Origin of the sequence: Streptomyces bluensis, assembly GCF_014650715.1 — a bacterium.
Classification (GTDB): Bacteria; Actinomycetota; Actinomycetes; order Streptomycetales; family Streptomycetaceae; genus Streptomyces; species Streptomyces bluensis.
On record NZ_BMVM01000011.1, the window covers coordinates 124,157 to 147,362 of the forward strand.

Here is a 23,206-nt window from a genome sequence, read left to right on the forward strand (position 1 = left end):
GCACCACGGCCGCGCCTTCCCGCCCCTGACCTCGTCGCTTCGAGGGCTTGCCGGGAACCAGCGTGGCTTCCGGCTCCGCGGCGCCGACGTACAGGTGGTGGGCGTGCCGTACGAACGGTACGGCGAGGAGGCGCTCGCCTGTGTGCTTCGAACAGGTCTGCCCCCAACCCGGGCGCGTGGCTCCCCGACCGGCGCGTTCTGCTTCCTCCGTCCGACCGCGCGGCGCACAGCGATGGGTGCACCACGGTGTCGTGGGCGGTCTCCGCGCCGCTCACGCGGCTTGCGCGCTCCGCTGTTCGGGGGATTCGGGCGTCAGGGATCTGGCGTGGCGGAAGTTGCCGGGAGCGTACTGGTGACACCGACCGGGGTCGCCCATCTCCCTGTGAGGGACGGCGGTCTGTGATGCCCAGCAGGCGTCGCCGCCGGTAGTGGCCCCCAGGACTGGGGGGCGAGAAGCGGCCCCGAACAATCCAGAACCCCTGTGGAGGGCTGCTCCATGCCTGGAACCGTAACCTTAGTCACCACCTCGCCGAATCCTTCGGTCGTCGGTCAGTCGGTGACGTTGACCGCGACCGTCACCCCGCTCGGGCCGGGGACTCCGACGGGGACGGTCACCTTCGCCGTCAGCGGCGGGCCGACCGTGACGGCGCCCGTCGTGAACGGTGTCGCGACAGCGACGGTCACCAACCTGTCCGTCGGAAACCACACGGTCACCGCCTCCTACAGCGGTGATACCAACTTCACCTCGTCGACGGGCACCACGGTCCAGGCGGTCGTCAAGGCGTCCACCACGACGACGGTGACCTCCTCGCCGGATCCGTCGACCTTCGGCCAGACGGTGACGATCACGGCGACAGTGGCTCCGGTCCCGCCGGGCACGGGGACGCCGACGGGTACCGTCACCTTCTTCATCGCCGGAGGGCCGACCCTGACGGCGCCCCTGGTGGGGGGAACGGCGACGGTCACCACGAGCGCGTTGAGCGTCGGCACGCACACGATCACCGCGTTCTACGGCGGGGATGCCAACTTCCTGCCGTCGACCGGGACGGACACGCAGACGGTCCAGGGCAAGGCGGCCACGACGACCACCGTGACCTCCTCGCCGGATCCGTCGGTGACGGGCCAGTCGGTGTCCTTCACCGCCACCGTCGCGCCCGTGCCTCCCGCGGTGGGCACCCCCACCGGAACGGTGACCTTCACCTTCGGCGACGGATCGCCGTCGGTGACGGTCGCCCTGGTGGGGGGTGTGGCCACGGTCAACCACACCTACGCGAGCGCCACCGGCAGCCCGTACACGGTCACCGCGACCTACAGCGGGGACACCGGCTTCGCCGGCTCCTCGGGTACGACCCTTCAGGCCGTGGTACCGGCGTCGACGACCACGACGGTGACGTCCTCGCCGGATCCGTCGGTGGTGGGGCAGCCGGTGACCCTGACCGCGACGGTGGCGCCGGTTTCGCCGGGCGCGGGGACGCCCACGGGCACGGTCACGTTCGTCTTCGGGGACGGCTCGCTGCCGGTGACCGTGCCGTTGACCGGCGGCACCGCCACTACCACGCACGCCTACGGCACCACCGCGGGCAGCCCGTTCACGGTGACGGCCACCTACACCGGTGACGGAAGCTTCCTCCCGTCGTCGGGCACGGACACCCAGACCGTGCAGCGGGCGTCGACGACCACGACGGTGACCTCCTCACCGGATCCATCGGTGGTGGGGCAGCCGGTGACCTTCACGGCCACGGTGGCGCCGGTTTCGCCGGGCGCGGGCACGCCGGCGGGCACGGTCACCTTCGACTTCGGCGACGGATCACCGACCCAGAGCGCCATCCTGGTGGGCGGTACGGCGACGGCGACCCACGCCTACACCTCCACGGCCGGCAGCCCGTACACGGTCACCGCCACCTACGCCGGGAACACCAACTTCACCGGCTCCTCGGGTACGGACACCCAGACCGTGCAGCCGACGTCGACGACGACCACGGTGACGTCCTCGCCGGATCCGTCGGTGGTGGGGCAGCCGGTGACCATCACCACGACGGTGGCACCGAACGCACCGGGCGCCGGCACGCCCACAGGAAGCGTCACCATCAACTTCGGTGACGGCAGCCCGTCCCAGACGGTGCCCCTGGTGGGCGGTACGGCGACGGTGACCCACACCTACACCACGACGACCGGCAGCCCGTTCACCATCACCGCCTCCTACGGCGGGGACAGCAACTTCGCCTCCTCCACCGGCACCCGTATTCAGACGGTGAATCGGGCGTCGACGACGACCACGGTGACGTCGTCGCCGGATCCGTCGGTGGTGGGGCAGCAGGTGTCGTTCACGGCGTCGGTGGCGCCGGTTTCGCCGGGTGCGGGTTCTCCGACGGGGACGGTGACGTTCAGTTTCGGTGATGGTAGTCCGGCGGTGACGGTGCCGGTCGCGGGTGGTGTTGCGACGGCGACGCACACGTACACCAGTACTTCCGGGAGTCCGTTCACCGTTACCGCCACCTACAGTGGCGACTCGAACTTCGCCGGTTCGTCCGGGACCCGTATTCAGACGGTGAACCGGGCGTCGACGACGACCACGGTGACGTCGTCGCCGGATCCGTCGGTGGTGGGGCAGCAGGTGTCGTTCACGGCGTCGGTGGCGCCGGTTTCGCCGGGTGCGGGTTCTCCGACGGGGACGGTGACGTTCAGTTTCGGTGATGGTAGTCCGGCGGTGACGGTGCCGGTCGCGGGTGGTGTTGCGACGGCGACGCACACGTACACCAGTACTTCTGGCAGTCCGTTCACCGTTACCGCCACCTACAGTGGCGACTCGAACTTCGCCGGTTCCTCGGGTACGGACACCCAGACCGTGCAGCGGGCGTCGACGACGACCACGGTGACGTCGTCGCCGGATCCGTCGGTGGTGGGGCAGCAGGTGTCGTTCACGGCGTCGGTGGCGCCGGTTTCGCCGGGTGCGGGTTCTCCGACGGGGACGGTGACGTTTGATTTCGGTGACGGCAGTCCGACGGTGACGGTGCCGGTCGTGGGCAGTACGGCGACGGCGACCCACGCCTACGCCTCCACGGCCGGCAGCCCGTACACGGTCACCGCCACCTACGCCGGGAACACCAACTTCGCCGGCTCCTCGGGTACGGACACCCAGACGGTGAACCGGGCGTCGACGACGACCACGGTGACCTCCGCGCCGGATCCGTCGGTGGTGGGGCAGCAGGTGTCGTTCACGGCGTCGGTGGCGCCGGTTTCGCCGGGTGCGGGTTCTCCGACGGGGACGGTGACGTTTGATTTCGGTGACGGCAGTCCGACGGTGACGGTGCCGGTCGTGGGCGGTACGGCGACGGCGACCCACGCCTACACCTCCACGACCGGCAGCCCCTACACCGTCACCGCCACCTACAGCGGCGACACCAACTTCAACACGTCCAGCGGCACCGACACCCAGACCGTCCACGCGGCGGCAACCACCACCCACGTCACCACCAGCCCCGACCCCTCGGTGGTCGGCCAACCGGTCGCCATCACCGTGTCGGTGACCGCCTCGGCGCCGGGCGCCGGAACGCCGACCGGAAACGTGGTCGTCAACTTCGGAGACGGCTCACCCGCCCAGACAGTGACGCTGTCCGGCGGGACCGCGACGCTGAACCACACCTACACCAGCGCCGTGGGCAGCCCCTACACCGTCACCGCCACCTATGCGGGGGACGGCAACTTCAACGCCTCCACGGGGACCGCCACGCAGGTCGTGAGGCAGGCAGCGACCACCACCACGGTCACGTCGAGCCCCGACCCGTCGGTCTTCGGCGAGCCGGTGACGATCACCGCCACGGTGACACCCAACCCGCCCGGAGCCGGTACGCCCGGCGGGACCGTGTTCTTCGTCATCAGCGGCGGACCGGTCCTCAGCGCCCCCGTCACCGCGGGCACCGCCACCGTCACCACCAGCGCGCTGACGGTCGGCCCGCACACCATCACCGCCATCTACACCGGCGACAGCAACTTCTCCCCGTCGCTCGGCACCGACACCCACACGGTGAACCAGTCGGCCACGACGACCGTGGTGACGTCGGCGCCCGACCCGTCCCTGGTCGGTCAGCAGGTGACGGCCACGGCGACGGTGACAGCGACCGCTCCGGGTGCGGGGACGCCGTCGGGAACCGTCGTCTTCGACTTCGGCGACGGCTCCGCGCCGGTCACCGGAGCCGTCGTGGGCGGCACGGCAACGGCAACCCACACCTACGGCACCACGACCGGCAGCCCCTTCACCGTCACCGCAACCTACGGCGGAGACACCAGCTTCGCGGGATCCTCCGGCACCGACTCGCAGACGGTCGACGCGGCGGCCACCACGACCACGGTGACCTCCGCGCCGGATCCGTCGGTGGTCGGTCAGAGCGTGACGGTGACCGCGTCGGTGGCGGCGGTTGCTCCGGGTGCGGGGACGCCGGTGGGGACGGTGACGTTCGACTTCGGTGACGGGTCGCCGACCCAGAGCGGCACGCTGGTGGGTGGTGTGGCCACGGTCACGCACGCGTACGCCACCACGTCAGGCAGCCCGTACAGCATCACCGCGACCTACGGTGGCAACGCCGACTTCGCCGGCAGCGCGGGTACGCACGCGCAGTCGGTGATCCAGGCGGCGACCACGACCACGGTGACCTCGGCTCCCGATCCGTCGGTGGTGGGTGAGCCGGTCTCGGTGACGGCGGCGGTGGCTCCGGTCGCCCCGGGTGCGGGATCGCCGACCGGGACGGTCGTCTTCGACTTCGGCGACGGGTCGGGAACGGCTGTGGCGACGGTGTCGGGTGGGGTGGCCACGGTCACCCACGCCTACACGGGCGTGGCGGGGAGCCCGTACACCATCACCGCGACCTACGGCGGGGACACGAACTTCACCGGTAGCGCGGGTACGGACACGCAGGCGGTGAACCAGGCGGCGACCACGGCCACGGTGACCTCGTCTCCCAATCCGTCGGCCGTGGACGAGCCGGTGACGGTGACGGCGACAGTGGTCGCGAACGCCCCGGGTGCGGGGACGCCGACCGGGACGGTCGCCTTCGACTTCGGCGACGGGTCGGGAACGATCTCCGTGACGGTGTCGGGCGGGGTCGCCACGACCACCCACACCTACACGGACGCCACGGGGAGCCCGTACACCATCACCGCGACCTACGGCGGGGACACCGACTTCGCCGGGGACACCGCGACGGAGAGCCACGTGGTGAGCCAGGCGGCGCAGTAGGCAGCCACAGCAGCCGACTGAGCCCGATGGGGAGTGACGCTCGACCGGCAACACCGGTCGGGCGTCACTCCTTTGTGCGGGAGCCGACCGGGTTGCCCAGAGTCAGGCACCGGTCGTGTGCAGGATGACCGCAGGGTCGTTCACCGGCTGGGGCGTGCCGGTGAGGTCCAGCACGAACAGAGGGACACCGAGGGCGTCCGCGCGGATGCGGGCGTCCTCGGCGTATCCGGCCAGGGAGACATAGACGCAGTCCGCCGACTCCGTCATGGCCGTCAGCCACAGGCACTCCACGTCGCGTACCGACGCCGGGCAGATCGTCGGGTCGACCTGGGCCAGCAGTCGGCGCGCGGCCAGCCTGATACCGGAAGGGGGGCGCTCGTCGGCGCGGCGGATGTCCCCGTAACCCAGCCAGCGCAAGTAGAGCGTGGCGGCGGTGACCGCGTCCCGGGCGGTACGGATGGTCACGGGATGGAAGGCCGGGCGGCTCGGGGGCGGGACCGCCTCGGGGGTGGGCGCCGGGGAGCTTCCGGTGACCGGGATCCGCAGCACGGTCCCGCAGGGACAGCCCAGCTCCGGGTGCGGCCACTGGTTCCGGCGGCCGCAGGACGCACAGCGCACGCTGACCCACTCCTCGTCCCAGGCGCGATGGACGAGTTCCGTGGGCGTGGCCCGCCGGTCCAGGGCCGGGGCCACCGGGGCGCCGCACGCGCAGGGATAGGCCGGCGCGGCGTAGACGTGCTCGCGCCGACAAGCCGGACAGAGTACCGGCACGCTCTCGGACATGGCCCACTCCACGGCATCGCGTCGGGACAGCACTCCCATCCTGCTCCTGCCGGTCCCCGCTTGTCCGTCTCTTGACGGCCTTCGGCGGCCCACATAACCTCATTCCAGATAGTAGAAGTTAGTTTCCGCAATACGGAATCCAGAACCACGCGGAAGTGTGTGCGTGGAAGCGCCGGGCGCGACGGGAGTGCGCATCCGACAGCCGGAGCAGGAGTACGAGATGGCTCGAATGACCGCTGCCCGCGCGGCAGTTGAGATCCTGAAACGCGAGGGCGTCCGGGACGCGTTCGGTGTCCCGGGCGCGGCGATCAACCCCTTCTACGCGGCGCTCAAGGCCGCCGACGGGATCACCCACACCCTCGCCCGCCATGTGGAGGGCGCCTCGCACATGGCAGAGGGCTACACCCGCACCCACCCGGGCCATATCGGCGTCTGTGTCGGCACATCCGGACCGGCCGGCACCGACATGATCACCGGGCTCTACTCGGCGACCGGTGACTCCATCCCGATTCTGTGCGTCACGGGCCAGGCCCCCACGGCCGTGATCCACAAGGAGGACTTCCAGGCCGTCGACATAGCGGCCATCGCCGGGCCGGTCACCAAGATGGCCGTCACCGTGCTGGAGGCCGCGCAGGTCCCCGGCGTCTTCCAGCAGGCCTTCCATCTCATGCGCTCAGGCCGCCCGGGACCCGTCCTCATCGACCTGCCCGTCGACGTCCAGCTCACCGAGATCGAGTTCGACCCGGAGACGTACGAGCCGCTGCCGGTCTACAAGCCGGCCGCCTCCCGGGCCCAGATCGAGAAGGCCCTCACCCTCCTGGCCGGCTCCGAACGGCCGCTCATCGTCGCCGGTGGCGGTGTCATCAACGCCGACGCCTGCGAACTGCTGGTGGAATTCGCCGAGTTGACGGGCGTCCCGGTCGTCCCCACCCTCATGGGCTGGGGCGTCATCCCCGACGACCACGAGCTGAACGCCGGCATGGTCGGCCTGCAGACCTCGCACCGCTACGGCAACGCGACCTTCCTGGAGTCCGACTTCGTCCTCGGCATCGGCAACCGCTGGGCCAACCGACACACCGGCAGGATCGACGTCTACACGGCCGGGCGGAGGTTCGTGCACGTCGACATCGAGCCCACCCAGATCGGCCGGATCTTCGCCCCCGACTACGGCATCGCCTCCGACGCCAGGGCCGCGCTGGAACTCTTCGTCGAGGTGGCAGGGGAGCTGAAGGCGGCGGGCGGGCTGCCCGACCGGTCCGACTGGGCCGCCGCCGCACAGGAGAGGAAGGCCCGCCTCCAGCGCCGTACGCACTTCGACGACATCCCCATCAAGCCGCAGCGCGTCTACGAGGAGATGAACAAGGCGTTCGGGCCGGAGACCCGGTACGTGACCACCATCGGCCTCTCGCAGATCGCCGGCGCCCAGATGCTGCACGTCTACAAGCCGCGCCACTGGATCAACTGCGGTCAGGCGGGCCCCCTCGGCTGGACCGTGCCGGCCGCGCTCGGCGTCGCCAGGGCCGACCCGGAGGCGTCCGTCGTCGGGCTCTCCGGCGACTACGACTTCCAGTTCATGATCGAGGAGCTGGCCGTGGGGGCACAGCACAAGATCCCGTACGTCCATGTCCTGGTCAACAACTCCTACCTGGGTCTGATCCGCCAGGCACAGCGCGCCTTCGACATCGACTTCCAGGTCAACCTGGAGTTCGAGAACATCAACTCGCCCGAGCTGGGCGTCTACGGCGTCGACCACGTCAAGGTCGCCGAGGGCCTCGGCTGCAAGGCGATCCGCGTGACCGACCCGAACGAGCTCCGCTCCGCCTTCGAGCAGGCGAAGAAGCTGGCCGCCGAACACCGGGTCCCGGTCGTCGTCGAGGTGATCCTGGAGCGTGTCACCAACATCTCGATGTCCACGACCAACGACATCGGCAACGTCGTGGAGTTCGAGGAGATCGCGACCGAGCCGGGGCACGCGCCCACATCGATCAGAACACTGAAGACCTGAGGGCCCCAAGAGGTGAGCGTGCCGGACCGGTGCGGGGAGCGGGCTGCGTTCCCAGGCCTCCCGACGCCGGGTCCGGCGCTCGCCTCCCCGTTCGTCCGCCCAGGGGACGCCCCGCGCCGGCGGCGACCGCCACAGTGGCGCGGGGCCCACCCCGCAGCGGCGCGACCTCGCATACCGCGAGCCGCTTTGTCGCACCGCTGCTCATGGTTCCCCCGTTGCCCTTCCCAGGGCGTTCCCCCGTGATCAAGGCCCGCCGCCCCCGTGCCGGCGGGCCCCATGTGCCGAGAATGTGCCCGCATCCGGGGGCAGGTGAAGCCTCCGGGCGCGTCTTCAGAGCTTGATTTGAGGGTGGCGTAGTCGGCCTACGCACACTGGCGTACGCAGGGACGTGCCGACGTGGGCTGTCGGGAGCGTGACCGCGTCAGGGCCGTGCGCCGGAGAGGCGCTCCACGGCGCGCAGCAGGGCCGAGTGGTCCAGGCCGCCGTCGCCCTGGGCGCGGAGGCTGGCGACGAGCTGGGCGACCACGGCGCCGACGGGGAGCGGGGCGCCCACGGTGCGGGCCGCGTCCGTCACGATGCCCATGTCCTTGTGGTGCAGGTCGATGCGGAAGCCCGGCTTGAAGTCACGGTTCAGGAAGTTGTCCTTCTTCCGCGTCAGCACGGTGGAACCCGCGAGCCCGCCGCCCAGGACGTCGAGCGCCGCCCTGAGGTCGACGCCCGACTTCTCAAGGAAGACCACGGCCTCGGCGCAGGCCTGGATGTTCACGGCGACGATCAGCTGGTTCGCGGCCTTCACGGTCTGGCCCGAGCCGTGCGGGCCGCACAGCACGACCGTCCGGCCGAGCGCCTCGAAGACCGGCTTCGCCGCGTCGAAGTCGGCCTGCTCGCCGCCGACCATGATGGACAGCACGGCTTCGATCGCACCGGCCTCACCGCCGGACACCGGGGCATCGAGGACGCGGATGCCCTTGTCCCCCGCGGCCACGGCCAGGTCGATCGAGGTCTGCGGGGTGATGGAGGACATGTCGATCAGGAGGGCGCCCGGCCTGGCGTTCTCCAGAATGCCGTCCGGTCCGTACGCGACGGCTTCCACGTGCGGGGAGGCGGGCACCATCGTGATGATCACGTCGGCGTTCCGCACCGCCTCCGCCACGGACCCGGCCGCGGTGCCTCCGGCGGCGGCCAGCCGGTCCAGCTTCTCCTGCTCCAGCGTGAAGCCCGTGACCTCGTAACCCGCCTTGATCAGGTTCTCGGACATGGGGGAGCCCATGATGCCGAGGCCGATCCAGGCAACCGCCGGGCGGGAGGTGCCGGTGCGGGTCGGGTGGGAGGAGTCCGGGAGCTTGTCGGTCATGGTGAGGCTGCCTCTCGGGACGGGGCGGTGTTCAGCGGGCGGCACGCGCCTCGCGCGGAAGCCACGCGAAGGACTCGGCGCTCGGCCGGTCGCCCGGCTTGTACTCCAGGCCCACCCAGCCCGCGTAACCGGCCTTGTGGAGCTGGTCGAGCAGCTCTCCCAGCGGGAGCGTGCCCGTGCCCGGTGCGCCGCGGCCGGGGCTGTCGGCGATCTGGACGTGACCGGTGCGGTCCGCGTACGCGGAGATCACCTGCGGCAGGTCCTCGCCGTTCATGGACAGGTGGTACAGGTCCATCAGGAACCGGGCGTTGCCGAGGCCCGACGCCCGGTTGACCTTGTCGACGATCGCGACGGCGGCCGGCGCCGACACCAGTGGGTACCGCGGTGACTCGGGCTTGTTGAGGGCCTCGACCAGCAGGATGGCGCCGATCCGGTCGGCGGCACGGGCCGCGAGTACCAGGTTCTCCAGGGCGAGCCCGTCCTGTTCGGCGGGGTCCGCGCCGTCGACGCGGTTGCCGTACAGGGCGTTGAGCGCCGTGCAGCCGAGGGAGGCGGCGAAGCCGGCGGCCACGTCGACGTTGGCGCGGAACCGCTCCGACTCCTCGCCGGGGATCGACAGGGCCCCGCGGTCCGGGCCGGGCAGCTGCCCCGCGTAGAGGTTCAGCCCCGTGAGCCGGACACCCGCGTCCTCGATCGCCTTCTTCAGGGCGCCGAGCTCGGACGGCTCGGGCGTGGGCGCGTCGACCCAGGGCCACCACAGCTCGACCGCGGTGAAGCCGGCCGCGGCGGCGGCCGCGGGGCGCTCCAGGAGCGGGAGTTCCGTGAAGAGGATCGACAGGTTGACGGTGAAGCGCTGGTCTGCGGCGGTGCTCCATTCAAAGCCTGACATCGGCGCGGCGCCTCTTTCCATATTGCGGAAATTCAATTCTGCTACATGGAAGGCTGCCCGGGGCTGGAGCCGGCTGTCAAGACCGCTCACAAACGAAGGACCAGGCACTCGGCATCATCCGCGTCGTCAGCACCGTCCGCGCCCGTGCATCACTGCTGATCGCCGCGGGCGATTCGTTAAGGTCGTGGCGAAGCGACCGGGGCACACCAGCAGTCGGAGGACTGAGGGAACGCGCAGGTCAGTGTCGATGCCATGGGGGCACAGTGCGACTGAGAGTGGAGTTCACGACCGAGCCCTTCGATCTCGACGAGCCGCCCGCGCACGCGCTGGTGGCCCGCGAGGTCATGGAGACGGCGGACCTCGACGCCGTCGAGGTCGGTCCCTTCGGCAACACCGCGGAAGGCCGGGCCGACACGGTACTCAGTGCTGTCGACACCGTGCTGCGCACAGCACTGGAGGCCGGTGCCACCCGTGTGTCGTTGCAGGTGAACGTGATCACCGCGGCCGGGGAGGGCGGTAGGTGACCGGCAACGGGGACCATCCCTTCCTCGCGGCGGTGAAGCCGCTGGTCGACGCCATGGGCGGCGAGATGCTGCCGCCCGGCGAGGCCGGTCCCGATGACGTGGTGCTCTCCTGGGAGGGCGCCGGCATCGTCGCCGTACGGCTGCCGCAGCTCGCCGACTCGCTCGACCACATCCTGGCGGCCATGGAGCGCAAGCAGGGCAAGCCCCTGGCCGAGCTGGACCGCAAGGCCAAGCAGCAGGTCGTCCGGACCCTGGAGGCACGCGGCGCCTTCCTGGTGCGGCACGGCGTGGAGACCGTGGCCGGGGCGCTCGGCGTCAGCCGCTTCACCGTCTACAACTACATCAACTACGCCAACGAGCAGCGGGCCAAGGCGCGAGGGGGCGAAGCAGAGCCGTTGTAGAGCCCTGCCCCCGTACATTCAGTTCCGGACGGTCAGGACGGTCGGGACGGTCAGGACGGGTCGAGGATGACGGGAAGTTCCGCCAGCCCGCGGAACGCGGGGAACGGCACGGTCAGCCAGCGTGCGTCCTCCGGTGCCTCGGCCAGGGCCATGTCGGGGTACCGCTCGAAGAGCGTGGTGAGGGCGATCTGCATCTCCAGACGCGCCAGTGGGGCGCCGATGCAGTAGTGCGGGCCGACACCGAACGTCAGATGCTCCGCCTGGACGTTGGGGCGCTTGACGTCCATCCGGTCAGGATCGGGGAAGGCTTCCGGGTCACGGTTGGCCGCGGCGATCGAGATCTGGACGAGCGCACCCTTGGGGATGAGCGTGTCACGGATCACGAGGTCTTCCTTCGCGTAGCGGAATGTCGAGTTCTCCACGGAGGTCTCGAACCGGAAGATCTCCTCGATGGCCGAGGCCATGGCGGCCGGGCCCTGGAGTGCCAGCCGCTTCTGTTCCGGTTGGGCGAGCAGATGGTGGACGGCGTTGCCGATCTGGTACGCGGTCGACTTGTGGCCGGCGAAAAGCAGCACCCACGCTGTGGAGACCAGTTCGTGGTCGGTGAGCGCGCCGTCCTGGTCCTGCGCCGTGACGAGTGCGCTGAGCAGGCCTCCGTCCGGCTCCTGCCGCTTCCGCGCGATCAGGTCCACCAGATAGTCGCGCAGATTGCCCTCGGCCACTTCCAGCGCTTTCCTCGCCTCTGGGCCGAAGCCGGTCCGAGCGACGGTACTGGACCATGCGTGGGCCTGCTTGCGTTCGTTCTCCGGGACGCCCAGAAGTTCGCAGATCACTACGAGCGGCAGCGGGAAGCAGAACTCCGGCAGCAGATCCACGGGCCCCGAAGCCGAGCACCGGTCCAGCAACTCCTCAGTGATCTCCTGGACGCGTGGACGCAGCGATTCCACCCTCTTCGGGGTGAAGGTGCTGCCGACGATCCTTCGGAGCCGGGTGTGCTTCGGCGGGTCCGAGAAGAGCATGTTGTCGTCCAGGGCGATCGACGAGTCACCGAAGATGCGCTGGTAGGCGTCGATGGCGCCGTACATGTCCTTGCTCAGACGAGAGTCCGCCAGGGCGGTACGGGCGTCGTCGTACCGGGTGATGAGGTAGGTCTCGACCCCATGGGGAGGCGACAGCGGACACACGGGGGCTGTCGCCCTGAGCGTGGCGTAGACGGGATAGGGGTTGGCGCGAAAATCCCGACCGCAGGACGAGGCCGCGGCCGCGGCCTCGTCGGACGACATTTCCTCAGATGCGAGCGCTTCCGTCATGGCTGGTCCCAGGGATCGAGGTGCGGGCGGGGTGATGACCGCAGGGGTGCGTTCCGGCGGTCAGTGGCACGGTTTCCCGTGCGTCGCCGTGAAGTAAACGTCGCTGGGCCATACGGGCCGGGTCGCCCTTTGAATTGCGCGAAATGCTCCGTTGACCCGGTCGGCCCATCCCGGGGCGCGCTCCGGTCGCGTGTGCACCGTTTCCGTTGATACACACGGATGGACAGGCACCGTCCGCGACGTCTCGGACCGGGCCCCGCCGGACGGATGGGAAATCAGTGAGCGGACGCGCAGCGGCATCTGTACCAGTTCTCATCGTAGGCGGATCCCTGGTGGGCCTTTCCACTTCCGTGTTCCTGGGGCGTCTTGGGATTGAGCACATGCTCGTGGAGCGGCATGCCGGGACGTCAATGCACCCACGCGGCCGTGGAAACAATGTGCGCACCATGGAGATTTTCCGGACTGCCGGTCTGGAGGCGCGTATCAGGGAGGCCGCCGCCGCGCTCGCCGGAAATGATGGCGTCCTTCAGGTGGACACCCTCGCCGGGCACCGGCGACGCTGGATCATTCGGGACATCTCGGCAGGAACGGATGTCTCGCGGATCAGTTCCTCGAACTGGTGCCTGTGCAGTCAGAACGATCTCGAACCGGTGCTCCTGAGCCGTGCCCGTCGCCAGGGCGGAGACATCCGCTTCGGTACCGAGTTGCTTTCCTTCACGCAGGGGCGAGAAGGAGTCCAGGCCAGGATGATGCGCCGGGACACCGGTGAGACCTATACCGTGCACGCTGATTTTCTGGTGGCAGCCGACGGGCCCAGGAGCTCCATCCGAAAATCTCTGGAAATCAGCCAGTCAGGGGCCGGTGATCTGTTCCACAATGTCAGCATCACCTTCCGGAGCAAGAAGCTCAAGGACTGCATCGGAGAAAAGCCGTTCGTCGTCTGCTATGTCACCGACCCGAGCGGTGAAGGGGCTTTGCTGCCGGTGGACAACGAGGAGCGATGGGTGATCCATGTTCCTTGGCGCCCGGACAGTGGTGAATCACTGGAGGACTTCAGTGACGACCGCTGTGCCGCCCACATCCGTGCGGCCGCCGGCGTTCCGGATATCGATGTGGAGATCACCGGAAAGGCTCCTTGGCACGCTTCCAGTCGTGTCGCGGACAGCTACGGAAAGGGCCGGGTTTTCCTGGCCGGTGACTCGGCACATGAAATGCCGCCCACCGGGGCGTTCGGGTCCAACACCGGAATTCAGGACGCGCACAATCTCGCCTGGAAGCTGGGCGCGGTGCTCCGCGGCTGGGCGGGCATGCCCCTGCTGGACACCTACCAGCAGGAACGACGTCCCACGGCCCTCGCGACCATCGCCCGGGCATGCCTGCAGGCGGTCGAGGAGCAGCACCCGGGATTCAGTCCCGAGGAGGGACGCAACAACGACCCGGCGGACATCATGACCGTGGCGCTCTGCTACCGGTATGCGTCGCATGCGGTCGTGGGCGCCTCCCCGGAGCGGCCGGTCGTACCGGAAACCCTCCAGCTCGACGGCGAACCGGGCAGCCGCGCACCCCATATGTGGATCACACGAGAAGGGCTCCGGATCTCCACGCTGGATCTGTACGAGCGTTCCTTCGTGGTCCTCTCCGGACCGAGAGGCCACGCGTGGCGGGGCGCGGCCGAAAGAGCGTCGGAAACGCTGAGGGTTCCCGTCGAGGCGTATCTCGTGGGAAGCGGCCGTGACTGCGACCTGGTGCCCGAGCCGGATGCCGACTGGGGAAAGGTGCACGGCACGGCCGAAGACGGTGCCGTCCTCGTGCGCCCGGACGGTTGTGTCGCGTGGCGGGCGCAGGCCGGGATGCCGCACCCCGAGCGCGTGCTGACACAGGTGCTGCGGACGGTGCTCTGCCGCGACTGAGACAACGACTGAGAGCAGCAGAGAAGCGGAGAGCAGCAGAGAAGCAGAGAACCGCAGAGAAGAGGACATGGCGATGACGCTCGTGGGAGACCCTCAGTTCCAGGACGGCCGTGTGGACGTCCACCACCACTTCACCGCACCGGCCTGGCTGGACTGGGCAGAAGAACGAGGCGTCGTCGCACGTGACAAGCTGCCCTGGTGGACGCGCTGGGACCTGAGCACGGCCCTGGACGTCATGGACAAGGCGGGCATCGGAACGGCCGTCATGACGGTGGCGATGCTGGGCCGGCTCCAGGAGCGCGCGGAGCGCCGGGACAGCGCGCGTGTCGCCCTGCGGGCGGCGGCCGACGTCGTCGAAAGTCATCCCACGCGCTTCAGGTTCTTCACACCCGTCTTCCTCGACGACCTGGAACTGTCCACGTGGAGCCTCACCTACGGCCTCGACGAGCTCGGGGCCGTCGGCGTGAGCACGAGAACCAGCATGAACGGTGTCTACCTCGGCGACGAGACGCATGACCGCCTGCTGAACGAACTGAACGAGCGGTCCGCGGTCATCAGCACCCACCCCATGGAAGTACCGGCGGGAAACGACCGCGGTACGGGACTGCCGGGAGTGCCGCCCTTCCTCTGCGACTTCCTTGTGGACACCACACGCGCCGCCATCAACCTCATCAAGAACGGCACCCTGGACCGCTATCCGAACCTCACCTTCATCCTCCCCCACGGAGGAGGCTTCCTTCCCTACATCGCCACCCGGCTCGAACTCTTCGGCGGGCATCTCACCCCCGAAGTCGAGCCGGGCCGGGTCCGTGACTATCTGCACCGGTTCTACTTCGACACGGCGGGACCCATGTCTCCCTCGGCCACACCCACCCTGATGGCCACCGTGGACCCGGATCACATCCTCTTCGGCACGGACTGGCCGCCCACCCCCGGACACGTCGTCACCGACATCACGACACCCGCCCTGGACAACGACCCGGTCATCTCCGGCCGGCAACTCCACGGGATCAACCGGGAGAACGCCCTGCGTCTGCTGGGTCGGAACCCGTGATGCCGCGTCGCCCTCGGCGGCGAGCGGACCACGGCCTGCCGATGACGGGCGGGCGTTCGTAACCTCGATTTTTCAACAATCCGTTGACGTCGTGTTGCCGAAGGGCGTTAGCTGTTCGAACAGCCCGTCCAGCGACACACGCCACGGAGGCCCGTTGACTTCGAGTTCTTCCCCGCCGGGTCCAGGGCCTGTGTCGGAAGTGGCGCCTGCCGGCCGACGCCCGGCACAGGCCCTGGCGGCGTTCAACGCCCTGGAGGAGCACGCGGCCACAGCGGCGCTCCGTGAGGCGTGCGCCTCGGCGGAGTGGGGGCGCAGGCTGCTCGCCGGGCGGCCGTACGCCACGACCGACGACCTCCTGCGCGCCAGCGACGCCGCCATGGCGGAGCTGAGCACAGCGGACCTTCAGGAAGCGATGGCAGCGCACCCGCCGATCGGCCGCCCCGAACCCGGCGACCCCACCTCGGCCCGGGAACAGCGCGGCATGGCCGGCGCCTCCGAGGAGCTCAGGGCCGAGATGCTCGAACTGAACCTGGCCTACCAGGACAGATTCGGCCATGTCTTCCTGATCTGCGCGACCGGACGCACCGGCGAGCAGATGCGCGACGCGGTCAAGGAACGGCTCGGCAACTCGCCCGAGCAGGAGCGCGAGATCGTCCGCACCGAACTCGGCAAGATCAACCGCATCCGGCTCACCCGACTCGTCGAAGAGGACGCACCCGCATGAGCACCGGCAGCGCGTCTCCGCCGACAGGTTCCGTCCCGCCGAGAAGTTCCGTGTCCACCCACATCCTGGACACCAGCGTCGGCCGCCCCGCCCGGGACGTCGCCGTCCACCTCGCCGCCCGCTCCGGTCGCGACGCGCCCTGGCAGGCGCTCGGCCATTCCGTGACCGACGCCGACGGACGGTGCAAGGACCTGCCCGCCCTGCCGGACGGGACCACCCACGTCCGGCTCGACTTCGCCGTCGAACCGTACTTCGAGAAGAAGCAAGCCGATGCGCAGCAGGACGCCCCCGCGAACCGGGACAGCGGCGCGTTCTTCCCGGAGGTCACGGTCACGTTCGCCGTGACGCCGGGCGAGCACTACCACGTACCGCTGCTGCTCAACCCGTTCGGCTACTCCGTTTACCGAGGGAGCTAGCTATGGCAGTCACTTCCCGCGCCACCCCTTCCCGCCCCTCCGCCGCCCGCCCCGTACTGGGACAGAACCAGTACGGCAAGGCCGAGACCCGGGTCGTGCGGATCACACGGGACGGCGCCACCCACCACATCAAGGACCTGAACGTGTCGGTGTCGCTGAGCGGCGACATGGACGAGGTCCACTACTCCGGCTCGAACGCGAACGTCCTGCCGACGGACACCACCAAGAACACGGTGTACGCCTTCGCCAAGGAGCACGGCACCGAGTCCGCCGAGCAGTTCGGCATCCACCTGGCCCGCCACTTCGTGACCTCCCAGCCGTCGATCCACCGGGCCCGCATACGGATCGAGGAGTACGCCTGGGACCGTATCGAGCACGGCGCCGAGGGCGCGCACTCGTTCGTCCGCACGGGCCAGGAGACCCGCCTCGCCCAGATCACCTACGACGGCGAGAGGTGGGAGGTCGTCTCCGGCCTCAAGGACCTGACCGTGATGAACTCGACGAACTCCGAGTTCTGGGGCTACGCCAAGGACAGGTACACCACGCTCCCGGAGGCGTACGACCGTGTCCTCGCCACTGAGGTCTCCGGCCGCTGGCGCTTCGGCTGGGCGGACGGCGCGAAGCCGGCACCCGACTGGGACGAGTCCTACGAGCAGGTCAGGAAGCACCTGCTCCAGGCGTTCGCCGAGACGTACTCGCTGTCGTTGCAGCAGACCCTCTACGCCATGGGCGCGCGGATCATCGACCACCGCCCCGAGATCGACGAGGTCCGCTTCTCGCTCCCGAACAAGCACCACTTCCTGGTGGACCTGGAGCCGTTCGGGCTGAGCAACGACACCGCCGACTCAGCCGTGTACTTCGCCGCCGACCGTCCGTACGGCCTCATCGAGGCCACGATCCTGCGGGAAGGCTGCGAGGAGCGGATACCCGCCGACCTCACCAACCTCTGACACGCATACGGACGCGGACCCGGACACCGACAGCGGGACTTCCAAGGAAGAGGACGACTTAACGATGACCCAGCGCATCGTCATCGAGAACGCGGCGATCGCGACCGTGGACGCGAACGACACCGAGTACGCCTCGGGCCATGTGGTCATGGCCGGCAACCTGATCGAGTCGCTCGGCGCGGGCAGGGCCCCCGAGGGCCTGGAGAACGTCGTACGCCGCATCGACGCCACCGGTCACCTGGTGACCCCGGGACTGGTCAACACCCACCACCACTTCTACCAGTGGATCACCCGGGGTCTGGCCACGGACCACAACCTGTTCGACTGGCTCGTCGCGCTCTACCCGGTCTGGGCGCGCATCGACGAACGGATGACGTACGCGGCGGCCCAGGGCTCCCTCGCGATGATGGCCCGGGGCGGTGTCACCACCGCGATGGACCACCACTACGTCTTCCCCAGGGGCACCGGCGACCTGTCGGGCTCCATCATCCGCGCCGCCCGTGAGACGGGCGTCCGCTTCACCCTCGCCCGGGGCTCGATGGACCGCGGCGAGAGGGACGGCGGGCTGCCCCCGGACTTCGCGGTCGAGACCCTCGAAGGCGCCCTCGCCGCCACCGAGGCCACCGTCGACGAGCACCACGACGCCTCCTTCGACGCCATGACCCAGGTGGCCGTCGCCCCGTGCTCGCCCTTCTCCGTCTCCACCGAACTGCTGAAGGAGGGCGCCGAACTGGCCCGCCGCAAGGGCGTACGGCTGCACACCCACGGCTCGGAGACCGTGGAGGAGGAGAAGTTCTGCCACGAGCTGTTCGGCATGGGCCCGACCGACTACTTCGAGTCCACCGGCTGGCTCGGCGAGGACGTGTGGATGGCGCACTGCGTCCACATGAACGACTCCGACATCGCCGCCTTCGCCCGGACGAGGACGGGCGTGGCCCACTGCCCCTCGTCCAACGCCCGGCTGGCGGCCGGTATCGCGCGGGTCCCCGACATGCTGGCGGCCGGCGTCCCCGTCGGACTCGGCGTCGACGGCACCGCGTCCAACGAGTCCGGTGAACTGCACACCGAGCTCCGCAACGCCCTGCTCGTGGGCCGTCTCGGCCCGCACAGGGAAGCCGCGCTGAACGCCCGTCAGGCCCTGCGGCTCGGTACGTACGGCGGTGCCCAGGTCCTGGGCCGCGCACGGGAGACCGGCTCCCTGGAGCCGGGCAAGCTCGCCGACCTGGTGCTGTGGCGGATGGACACCCTCGCCCACGCCTCGATCGCCGACCCGGTGGCCGCACTCGTCCTCGGGGCGGCCGCACCGGTCACCGCCTCCTTCGTGGGCGGCGAGCAGATCGTGGAGAACGGCCGGCTGCTGCACGTCGACGAGGACGCCGTCGCCCGCTCCACCCGGGCGGAGGCACGGCGCCTCGCCGACATCGCCGGGAGGTGCTGACCTCTCACACGCTCTTTCAGGAGATGGCCGCGAGCCGGTCCCGGACCAGGGTGGCGAGCTCGTACGTGTCGCCGGTCGGCCGGGTCGGCAGCGGACCCGGGTCACGGGTCCAGCGGTCCTCCAGCGCGAACCAGTCGGTCTCCTTCGGCTCCCGGCCCGCCCGCAGGGCGGCCTTCAGCTCGGTGAAGTACGTCGACCAGCGCAGCCGGTAGAGTCCGCCGACCAGCCCCGCCCACTCACGGTTGGCGTAGTCCCGCAGACCGGCGTCCGCGCCCGCACGGGTGCCCCACACGGTCAGCAGCGAGAGGTTGTCGTACGCGAGCTGTTCCCGCTCCTCGGCGGTCGCGCCCCATGAGCGGGCGTCCGCCACCCAACGGCCCAGCAGATGGCGGGAGTCGGTGGCCAGCAGCCGGTCCAGGAGGTCCATGAGGGACAGCCAGGTGTCGGCCAGCCTGTCGAGGCGGGCGGCGTCCTTGGTGTCGTACGCCTTCCTGATGTCCGGGAGGAGGACACGGCTGCGGTTGGAGAGGGCCTGGCGGGCCACGTCGAGGAGGTCGAGGCGGTATGCCGAGGACTTCCGCAGCTCCGGGCGCACCCTCAGCAGTTCGACGAGCGCGGGTTCGAACTCGGCCGGATCGTAGCGGAGTTGCTTGGGGGACCAGCTGGCGGCCCTGACGGCCTTCAGTGACGGCCGGGCGCCGAACAGACCGTCCGCGGCCTCGCTCCACCGGTCGGCGCGCGTGGTGCCGTACGCGGTGCGGCGCAGGACGTCCCAGGCGGCCTCGGCGTGCGGATCACGGGCGCCGTACCGGGCGTGAGCCCATTCACTGAACCACTTCTTCAGGTCCAGCTCGCCCTCCCGCCAGGCGAGTTCGGAGAACAGGGCGAACGCGGCCGGGTTGTTGTCCGCGGCCTCCGGCATCAGCGCGATGCCACGCAGCCTGCTGCCGTCCTTCGTACGCCACTTCTCGTACAGCTCGGCCCAGTCGGGGGTGTTCGCGCCGAGCGCGGTGTGACCGCCGAAGTTCCAGATCGAACCGAAGGCATACGGCGTGTCACCCCAGTCGGCCTCACGGTCGGTGACCGTGGGGAAGCGGTCGGAGAGGCCGTCGACGACGAGCATGTACCGCTTGTCGACGGCGTCGACGATCGCGCGCGGTGGGTTGCGCTGCCAGCCGAGGATCACCCAGACGGCGCCGGGACGCGCCTTGTGCAGGGCCCGCTCGACTCCCTTCGCCGCCTCCCCGACGGGCACGTCACCGGGGTCCCCGCCCTCGTGCAGCAGGTCCATCTTGTACAGCGTCGACGGGCCGAACATCTCGCCCTGCACCCGGTAGAAGGCGTCCGCGACCCGGGCGAACTCGTCCGTGCGCGGGTCCAGCCAGTCGGGGCGCGCCAGGCCCATCCACCGGCCCTGCGGGATGGTGCGCGCCCCCTGGTTGCGCTCGGCGAAACCGGGCGGGACCGTCCCGAAGTAACCGGGGAGTACGGGCGTCATGCCCAGCTCCCGCACCCGGTCCACGATCCGGCGCCCGAGAGCGGCGCGCGCGTCCAGGAGCTGCCGGGAGACGGGGTGCGGGAAGCCGGAGAGATTCTGCAACAGCCACCACGGCTGGTGGGCGGGCCCCGGGATCCACGCCCTCAGCTCCTCGTCCTCGTACCCGAACTCCTGGAACAGCCGGTGGTAGAGCGCGTCCGCGCCCGCGTAGACGAGGATCTCGTTGTAGCCGTGCAGGGCCAGGACGTCGAGCTCGCGCTCCCAGTACGCCCAGTCGAGGTAGGCGCCCGTGTAGCCGTCGTTCGTGTCGTTGAGGGCGAAGCGGTGCGGGACGCCCGCCCGGCGGGTGACGGTGCCGTCGAGGCCCGGGAGGTCGCGGGGGAGGGAACCGGTCTGTTCACCGGCCCAGTTGATGTCGGCGTACGCGACGTGCCGCAGATACCAGTTGAGGCCGGTCAGCCGGGTCGCCGGGGTGTCGCCGGAGACGGTGATACGCCCCCTCTTGCCCGACACGCGGAAGGTGTCGCGCTCACCCTCCGTGCGGAAGGTGATCTGCGACCAGTGGCGCGGCAGCAGCCGCCGGGCCGCCGCCGTCGCCGCGTCCGCTCCGCCGGGTTCTCCGCCGGGCGCACCGTCCGCCGTGGTCCCCCCGGTCGGGGCACAGGCGACGGCGGCCCCGGCCGGACCGGCGGCGAGAGCGGTCAGAAGGGCACGGCGGGCGAGCGGCATGGTGCCTCCGGGGCGCAGGTGAGGTCGCGGATGGGGAACGCCGCCGAGAGGAGTACCCGCTGAAACCCCACTCCCGCACAGACACACGGCCACAAGGAGGACAACAGGGGCTGAACGGCTCAACACTCCATCCCCGCCGTGAGGGTCAGAGACCGAAGGCCGTCGCGTCGGTCGTCAACGTCTCGAAGATCCCGCGCGGGTTCGTGATGAGCCGGCGCTCCTTGAGGTCCATCAGTCCGCACAGCACCGAGATCTCCGCGGCCACCGTGCCGTCCGTCTTCCGGATCGTCTGCTCGATCCGGTACGTCTTGCCCTCGCCCCAGACGAACGAGCACGTCACCTCGGTCTCGTCGCCCGCGCGCAACTCCCGCCTGTAGCGGATGGTCTGCTCCAGCACCACCGGCCCCACGCCCTTCGCCAGCAGTTCGCTCGGGCTGACGCCGGAGTGCTCCAGCATCGACCAGCGGGCGTGCTCCGCGTACTGGAGGTAGACGCTCTGGTTGAGGTGCCCCAGGGCATCGGTCTCGTACCCGCGGACGGTCACCCTGACGGCATACGGCTCGGTCACTGAGCCCCCTTCACGAGATCAATGCAACTCCAACTCCGTTGTACGGTAGGCCATTTAGTGGCCGGGCCGCCCGATCGGGGGCCTCACACCCGGCGCGGCGAGGCCAGCACGTACCGCGTTGCGGTGCGCGGCTCGGTGTGTTCGCTGACCTGCCAGCCCGCCTTCTCCAGTGTGGCCGCGCAGGCCCGCAGCGCGGTGGTGTCGGGGTCGCGCACGGCGACGGCCTCCGGCTGCGGGGTGGCCCGGATCCGGTAGCCGGCCTCGTCCGTGCCCACGGCCGGTCTGTGGCCCGCCGCCTCCAGCGCGAGCGCGGCGGCCTGCACCAGGTGCGTGCGCTCCCAGCCGCAGGGGCGGTCCGTCGTGCCGTCGGGGTTGGTCATCCGGCGCAGCTCCAAAAGCCCCTGCCAGGCACTGTGCACCTCACGCGTGCGGGCCGGGCCGGACGGGGGTGCCTCCTCGCCGCCGATCCGGGCCGCGAACACTCCGGAAGCCGCGGGGGCCGGGGGAGGGGTGGGCGCGCTCGGCTCGGGGGGTGCCTCGCGTATGCGGTGCCCGGCCGGAGTCAGGAAGTGGTCGTGCGGCGGGCGCGGGTGCCGGAAGGCGAGGCCCCGCTTGACCAGTGCGGCGAGCTGCGCGTTCGTACCCTTCAACCGGCCCGTCACGGGGTCGGCGGCGTCGATGACCCGGCGCTGGGCGGCGGTCGGCGGTCGTGTCACGGCACACTCCTTCCCCGGGAGCCCATGGCGGAGCGTCGTCAGCTCCCGGTGGAGCGTCTTGCGCTCCTCCCGTCCCTGCCGCCGAGACTACGAGGAGGCTCTGACATTCCACCCGGCGATGACCGGACGCCCGTGCTCCGTGCCGAGCCGGCTGAGCGTGCCCGTCCCGAGCTGGAAGAACGCACCGTCCGACGGCGGCAGCCCCAGCCACCGCGCGGTCAGTACCCGCAGGAAGTGCCCGTGGGCCACCAGCGCCACGCTGCCCTCGGTGTCCGCCGCCGCGGCCCGCACCTTGGCCAGCATGCGGTCGGCCCGCGCCCCGACCTCCTCCGGGCTCTCCCCGGGGTGCTCGGGCGGTCCCGGCGCGACGCCGTCCGTGAACAGGAACCAGCCGGGCCGGGTGCGGTGGATCTCGGCGGTCGTGACGCCCTCGTATGCGCCGTAGTCCCACTCGCTCAGATCCGCGTCGATCCGCACGTCGTGCAGCCCTGCCAGGCCCGCCAGCTCAGCCGTGTCCCGCGCCCGTTTCAACGGGCTGACGAAGACGGTGCCGATCCGTTCCGGGCCGAGGAGCGGCGCCACCTCACGTGCCTGGGCCCGGCCCTCGTCCGTGAGGGGGAGGTCCGTCCAGCTCGTGTGCTGCCCGGACAGTGACCATGCGGTCGCGCCGTGCCGCACCAGAAGCAGGTCACCCATGGCCGCAC

18 protein-coding genes are annotated in these 23,206 nt (G+C 70.1%); 10 read left to right on the forward strand and 8 right to left on the reverse strand.

The features are described from left to right. Positions 1 to 496 precede the first annotated feature (496 nt). On the forward strand, positions 497 to 5,233 hold the full coding sequence (locus IE262_RS25590) for a beta strand repeat-containing protein (protein WP_189876876.1): 4,737 nt from the start codon (positions 497 to 499) through the stop codon (positions 5,231 to 5,233). Between the two features lie 102 nt (positions 5,234 to 5,335). Here the strand turns inward: IE262_RS25590 and IE262_RS25595 are convergent, their stop codons facing one another. Further along, a complete protein-coding gene (locus IE262_RS25595; RefSeq protein ID WP_189876879.1) occupies positions 5,336 to 6,016 on the reverse strand; it encodes a hypothetical protein in 681 nt (226 codons plus the stop codon). Positions 6,017 to 6,236: 220 nt separating this feature from the next. On the opposite strand from IE262_RS25595, the gene gcl reads away from it, so the two are divergent. Then, positions 6,237 to 8,021, forward strand: a complete 1,785-nt coding sequence (gcl, locus tag IE262_RS25600) for a glyoxylate carboligase (protein WP_189876882.1) — start codon at positions 6,237 to 6,239, stop codon at positions 8,019 to 8,021. 421 nt (positions 8,022 to 8,442) lie between these two features. Here gcl and IE262_RS25605 read toward each other — a convergent pair whose 3' ends face one another. Continuing rightward, on the reverse strand, positions 8,443 to 9,375 hold the full coding sequence (locus IE262_RS25605; protein WP_134028386.1) for a 2-hydroxy-3-oxopropionate reductase: 933 nt from the start codon (positions 9,373 to 9,375) through the stop codon (positions 8,443 to 8,445). Positions 9,376 to 9,406: 31 nt separating this feature from the next. Continuing rightward, complete coding sequence (locus IE262_RS25610; RefSeq protein WP_189876884.1) at positions 9,407 to 10,264, reverse strand: TIM barrel protein; 858 nt, start codon at positions 10,262 to 10,264, stop codon at positions 9,407 to 9,409. A gap of 263 nt (positions 10,265 to 10,527) precedes the next feature. On the opposite strand from IE262_RS25610, the gene IE262_RS25615 reads away from it, so the two are divergent. Further along, complete coding sequence (locus IE262_RS25615) at positions 10,528 to 10,788, forward strand: YkoF family thiamine-binding protein (RefSeq protein ID WP_134028382.1); 261 nt, start codon at positions 10,528 to 10,530, stop codon at positions 10,786 to 10,788. Further along, positions 10,785 to 11,189, forward strand: a complete 405-nt coding sequence (locus tag IE262_RS25620) for a helix-turn-helix domain-containing protein (RefSeq protein ID WP_189876887.1) — start codon at positions 10,785 to 10,787, stop codon at positions 11,187 to 11,189. The genes IE262_RS25615 and IE262_RS25620 overlap by 4 nt, the downstream gene beginning before the upstream one ends. A 50-nt stretch (positions 11,190 to 11,239) precedes the next feature. Here IE262_RS25620 and IE262_RS25625 read toward each other — a convergent pair whose 3' ends face one another. Continuing rightward, entirely contained in the window at positions 11,240 to 12,499 is a 1,260-nt protein-coding gene (locus IE262_RS25625; RefSeq protein ID WP_189876889.1) for a cytochrome P450 family protein, read from the reverse strand. A 278-nt stretch (positions 12,500 to 12,777) separates the two neighbouring features. Between IE262_RS25625 and IE262_RS25630 the strand changes: the two genes are divergently transcribed. The 6 genes from IE262_RS25630 (at position 12,778) to IE262_RS25655 (ending at position 18,991) form a co-directional block, all read left to right on the forward strand. Continuing rightward, positions 12,778 to 14,409: an FAD-dependent oxidoreductase gene (locus IE262_RS25630; protein WP_189876892.1), complete on the forward strand. Its 1,632-nt coding sequence runs from the start codon at positions 12,778 to 12,780 to the stop codon at positions 14,407 to 14,409. Positions 14,410 to 14,482: 73 nt separating this feature from the next. Continuing rightward, positions 14,483 to 15,463, forward strand: coding sequence for an amidohydrolase family protein (locus IE262_RS25635; RefSeq protein WP_189876895.1), 981 nt, complete (start codon positions 14,483 to 14,485; stop codon positions 15,461 to 15,463). Between the two features lie 154 nt (positions 15,464 to 15,617). Then, positions 15,618 to 16,187, forward strand: coding sequence for a 2-oxo-4-hydroxy-4-carboxy-5-ureidoimidazoline decarboxylase (gene uraD / locus IE262_RS25640; RefSeq protein WP_373305130.1), 570 nt, complete (start codon positions 15,618 to 15,620; stop codon positions 16,185 to 16,187). Beyond that, positions 16,184 to 16,603: a hydroxyisourate hydrolase gene (uraH, locus tag IE262_RS25645; RefSeq protein WP_189876906.1), complete on the forward strand. Its 420-nt coding sequence runs from the start codon at positions 16,184 to 16,186 to the stop codon at positions 16,601 to 16,603. The genes uraD and uraH overlap by 4 nt, the downstream gene beginning before the upstream one ends. Before the next feature lie 2 nt (positions 16,604 to 16,605). Beyond that, positions 16,606 to 17,553 (forward strand): factor-independent urate hydroxylase, encoded by a 948-nt coding sequence (pucL, locus tag IE262_RS25650; protein ID WP_189876909.1) that lies wholly within the window; start codon positions 16,606 to 16,608, stop codon positions 17,551 to 17,553. A 64-nt stretch (positions 17,554 to 17,617) separates the two neighbouring features. Beyond that, complete coding sequence (locus tag IE262_RS25655) at positions 17,618 to 18,991, forward strand: 8-oxoguanine deaminase (protein ID WP_189876912.1); 1,374 nt, start codon at positions 17,618 to 17,620, stop codon at positions 18,989 to 18,991. 16 nt (positions 18,992 to 19,007) lie between these two features. Here the strand turns inward: IE262_RS25655 and IE262_RS25660 are convergent, their stop codons facing one another. From IE262_RS25660 to IE262_RS25675, 4 genes are all read right to left on the reverse strand, one after another. Next, on the reverse strand, positions 19,008 to 21,218 hold the full coding sequence (locus IE262_RS25660) for an alpha-N-acetylglucosaminidase (RefSeq protein ID WP_189876915.1): 2,211 nt from the start codon (positions 21,216 to 21,218) through the stop codon (positions 19,008 to 19,010). 145 nt (positions 21,219 to 21,363) lie between these two features. Beyond that, positions 21,364 to 21,786 carry an acyl-CoA thioesterase gene (locus tag IE262_RS25665; protein ID WP_134028364.1) on the reverse strand — a complete coding sequence of 141 codons (423 nt, stop codon included), beginning with the start codon at positions 21,784 to 21,786 and terminating at the stop codon, positions 21,364 to 21,366. An 83-nt stretch (positions 21,787 to 21,869) separates the two neighbouring features. Then, entirely contained in the window at positions 21,870 to 22,502 is a 633-nt protein-coding gene (locus tag IE262_RS25670; RefSeq protein ID WP_134028362.1) for a hypothetical protein, read from the reverse strand. Between the two features lie 87 nt (positions 22,503 to 22,589). Beyond that, complete coding sequence (locus IE262_RS25675; RefSeq protein ID WP_189876918.1) at positions 22,590 to 23,198, reverse strand: histidine phosphatase family protein; 609 nt, start codon at positions 23,196 to 23,198, stop codon at positions 22,590 to 22,592. Positions 23,199 to 23,206: the final 8 nt, after the last annotated feature.

Excerpts from the sequence above, each read along its gene's own strand:
- IE262_RS25595 (WP_189876879.1), bottom strand. The coding sequence starts at position 6,016 with ATGTCCGAGAGCGTGCCGGTACTCTGTCCGGCTTGTCGGCGCGAGCAC.
- IE262_RS25635 (WP_189876895.1), top strand. The coding sequence starts at position 14,483 with ATGACGCTCGTGGGAGACCCTCAGTTCCAGGACGGCCGTGTGGACGTC.
- IE262_RS25610 (WP_189876884.1), bottom strand. The coding sequence starts at position 10,264 with ATGTCAGGCTTTGAATGGAGCACCGCCGCAGACCAGCGCTTCACCGTC.
- IE262_RS25625 (WP_189876889.1), bottom strand. The coding sequence starts at position 12,499 with ATGACGGAAGCGCTCGCATCTGAGGAAATGTCGTCCGACGAGGCCGCG.
- IE262_RS25655 (WP_189876912.1), top strand. The coding sequence starts at position 17,618 with ATGACCCAGCGCATCGTCATCGAGAACGCGGCGATCGCGACCGTGGAC.
- gcl (WP_189876882.1), top strand. The coding sequence starts at position 6,237 with ATGGCTCGAATGACCGCTGCCCGCGCGGCAGTTGAGATCCTGAAACGC.
- uraH (WP_189876906.1), top strand. The coding sequence starts at position 16,184 with ATGAGCACCGGCAGCGCGTCTCCGCCGACAGGTTCCGTCCCGCCGAGA.
- pucL (WP_189876909.1), top strand. The coding sequence starts at position 16,606 with ATGGCAGTCACTTCCCGCGCCACCCCTTCCCGCCCCTCCGCCGCCCGC.
- IE262_RS25675 (WP_189876918.1), bottom strand. The coding sequence starts at position 23,198 with ATGGGTGACCTGCTTCTGGTGCGGCACGGCGCGACCGCATGGTCACTG.
- IE262_RS25660 (WP_189876915.1), bottom strand. The coding sequence starts at position 21,218 with ATGCCGCTCGCCCGCCGTGCCCTTCTGACCGCTCTCGCCGCCGGTCCG.
- IE262_RS25590 (WP_189876876.1), top strand. The coding sequence starts at position 497 with ATGCCTGGAACCGTAACCTTAGTCACCACCTCGCCGAATCCTTCGGTC.
- IE262_RS25605 (WP_134028386.1), bottom strand. The coding sequence starts at position 9,375 with ATGACCGACAAGCTCCCGGACTCCTCCCACCCGACCCGCACCGGCACC.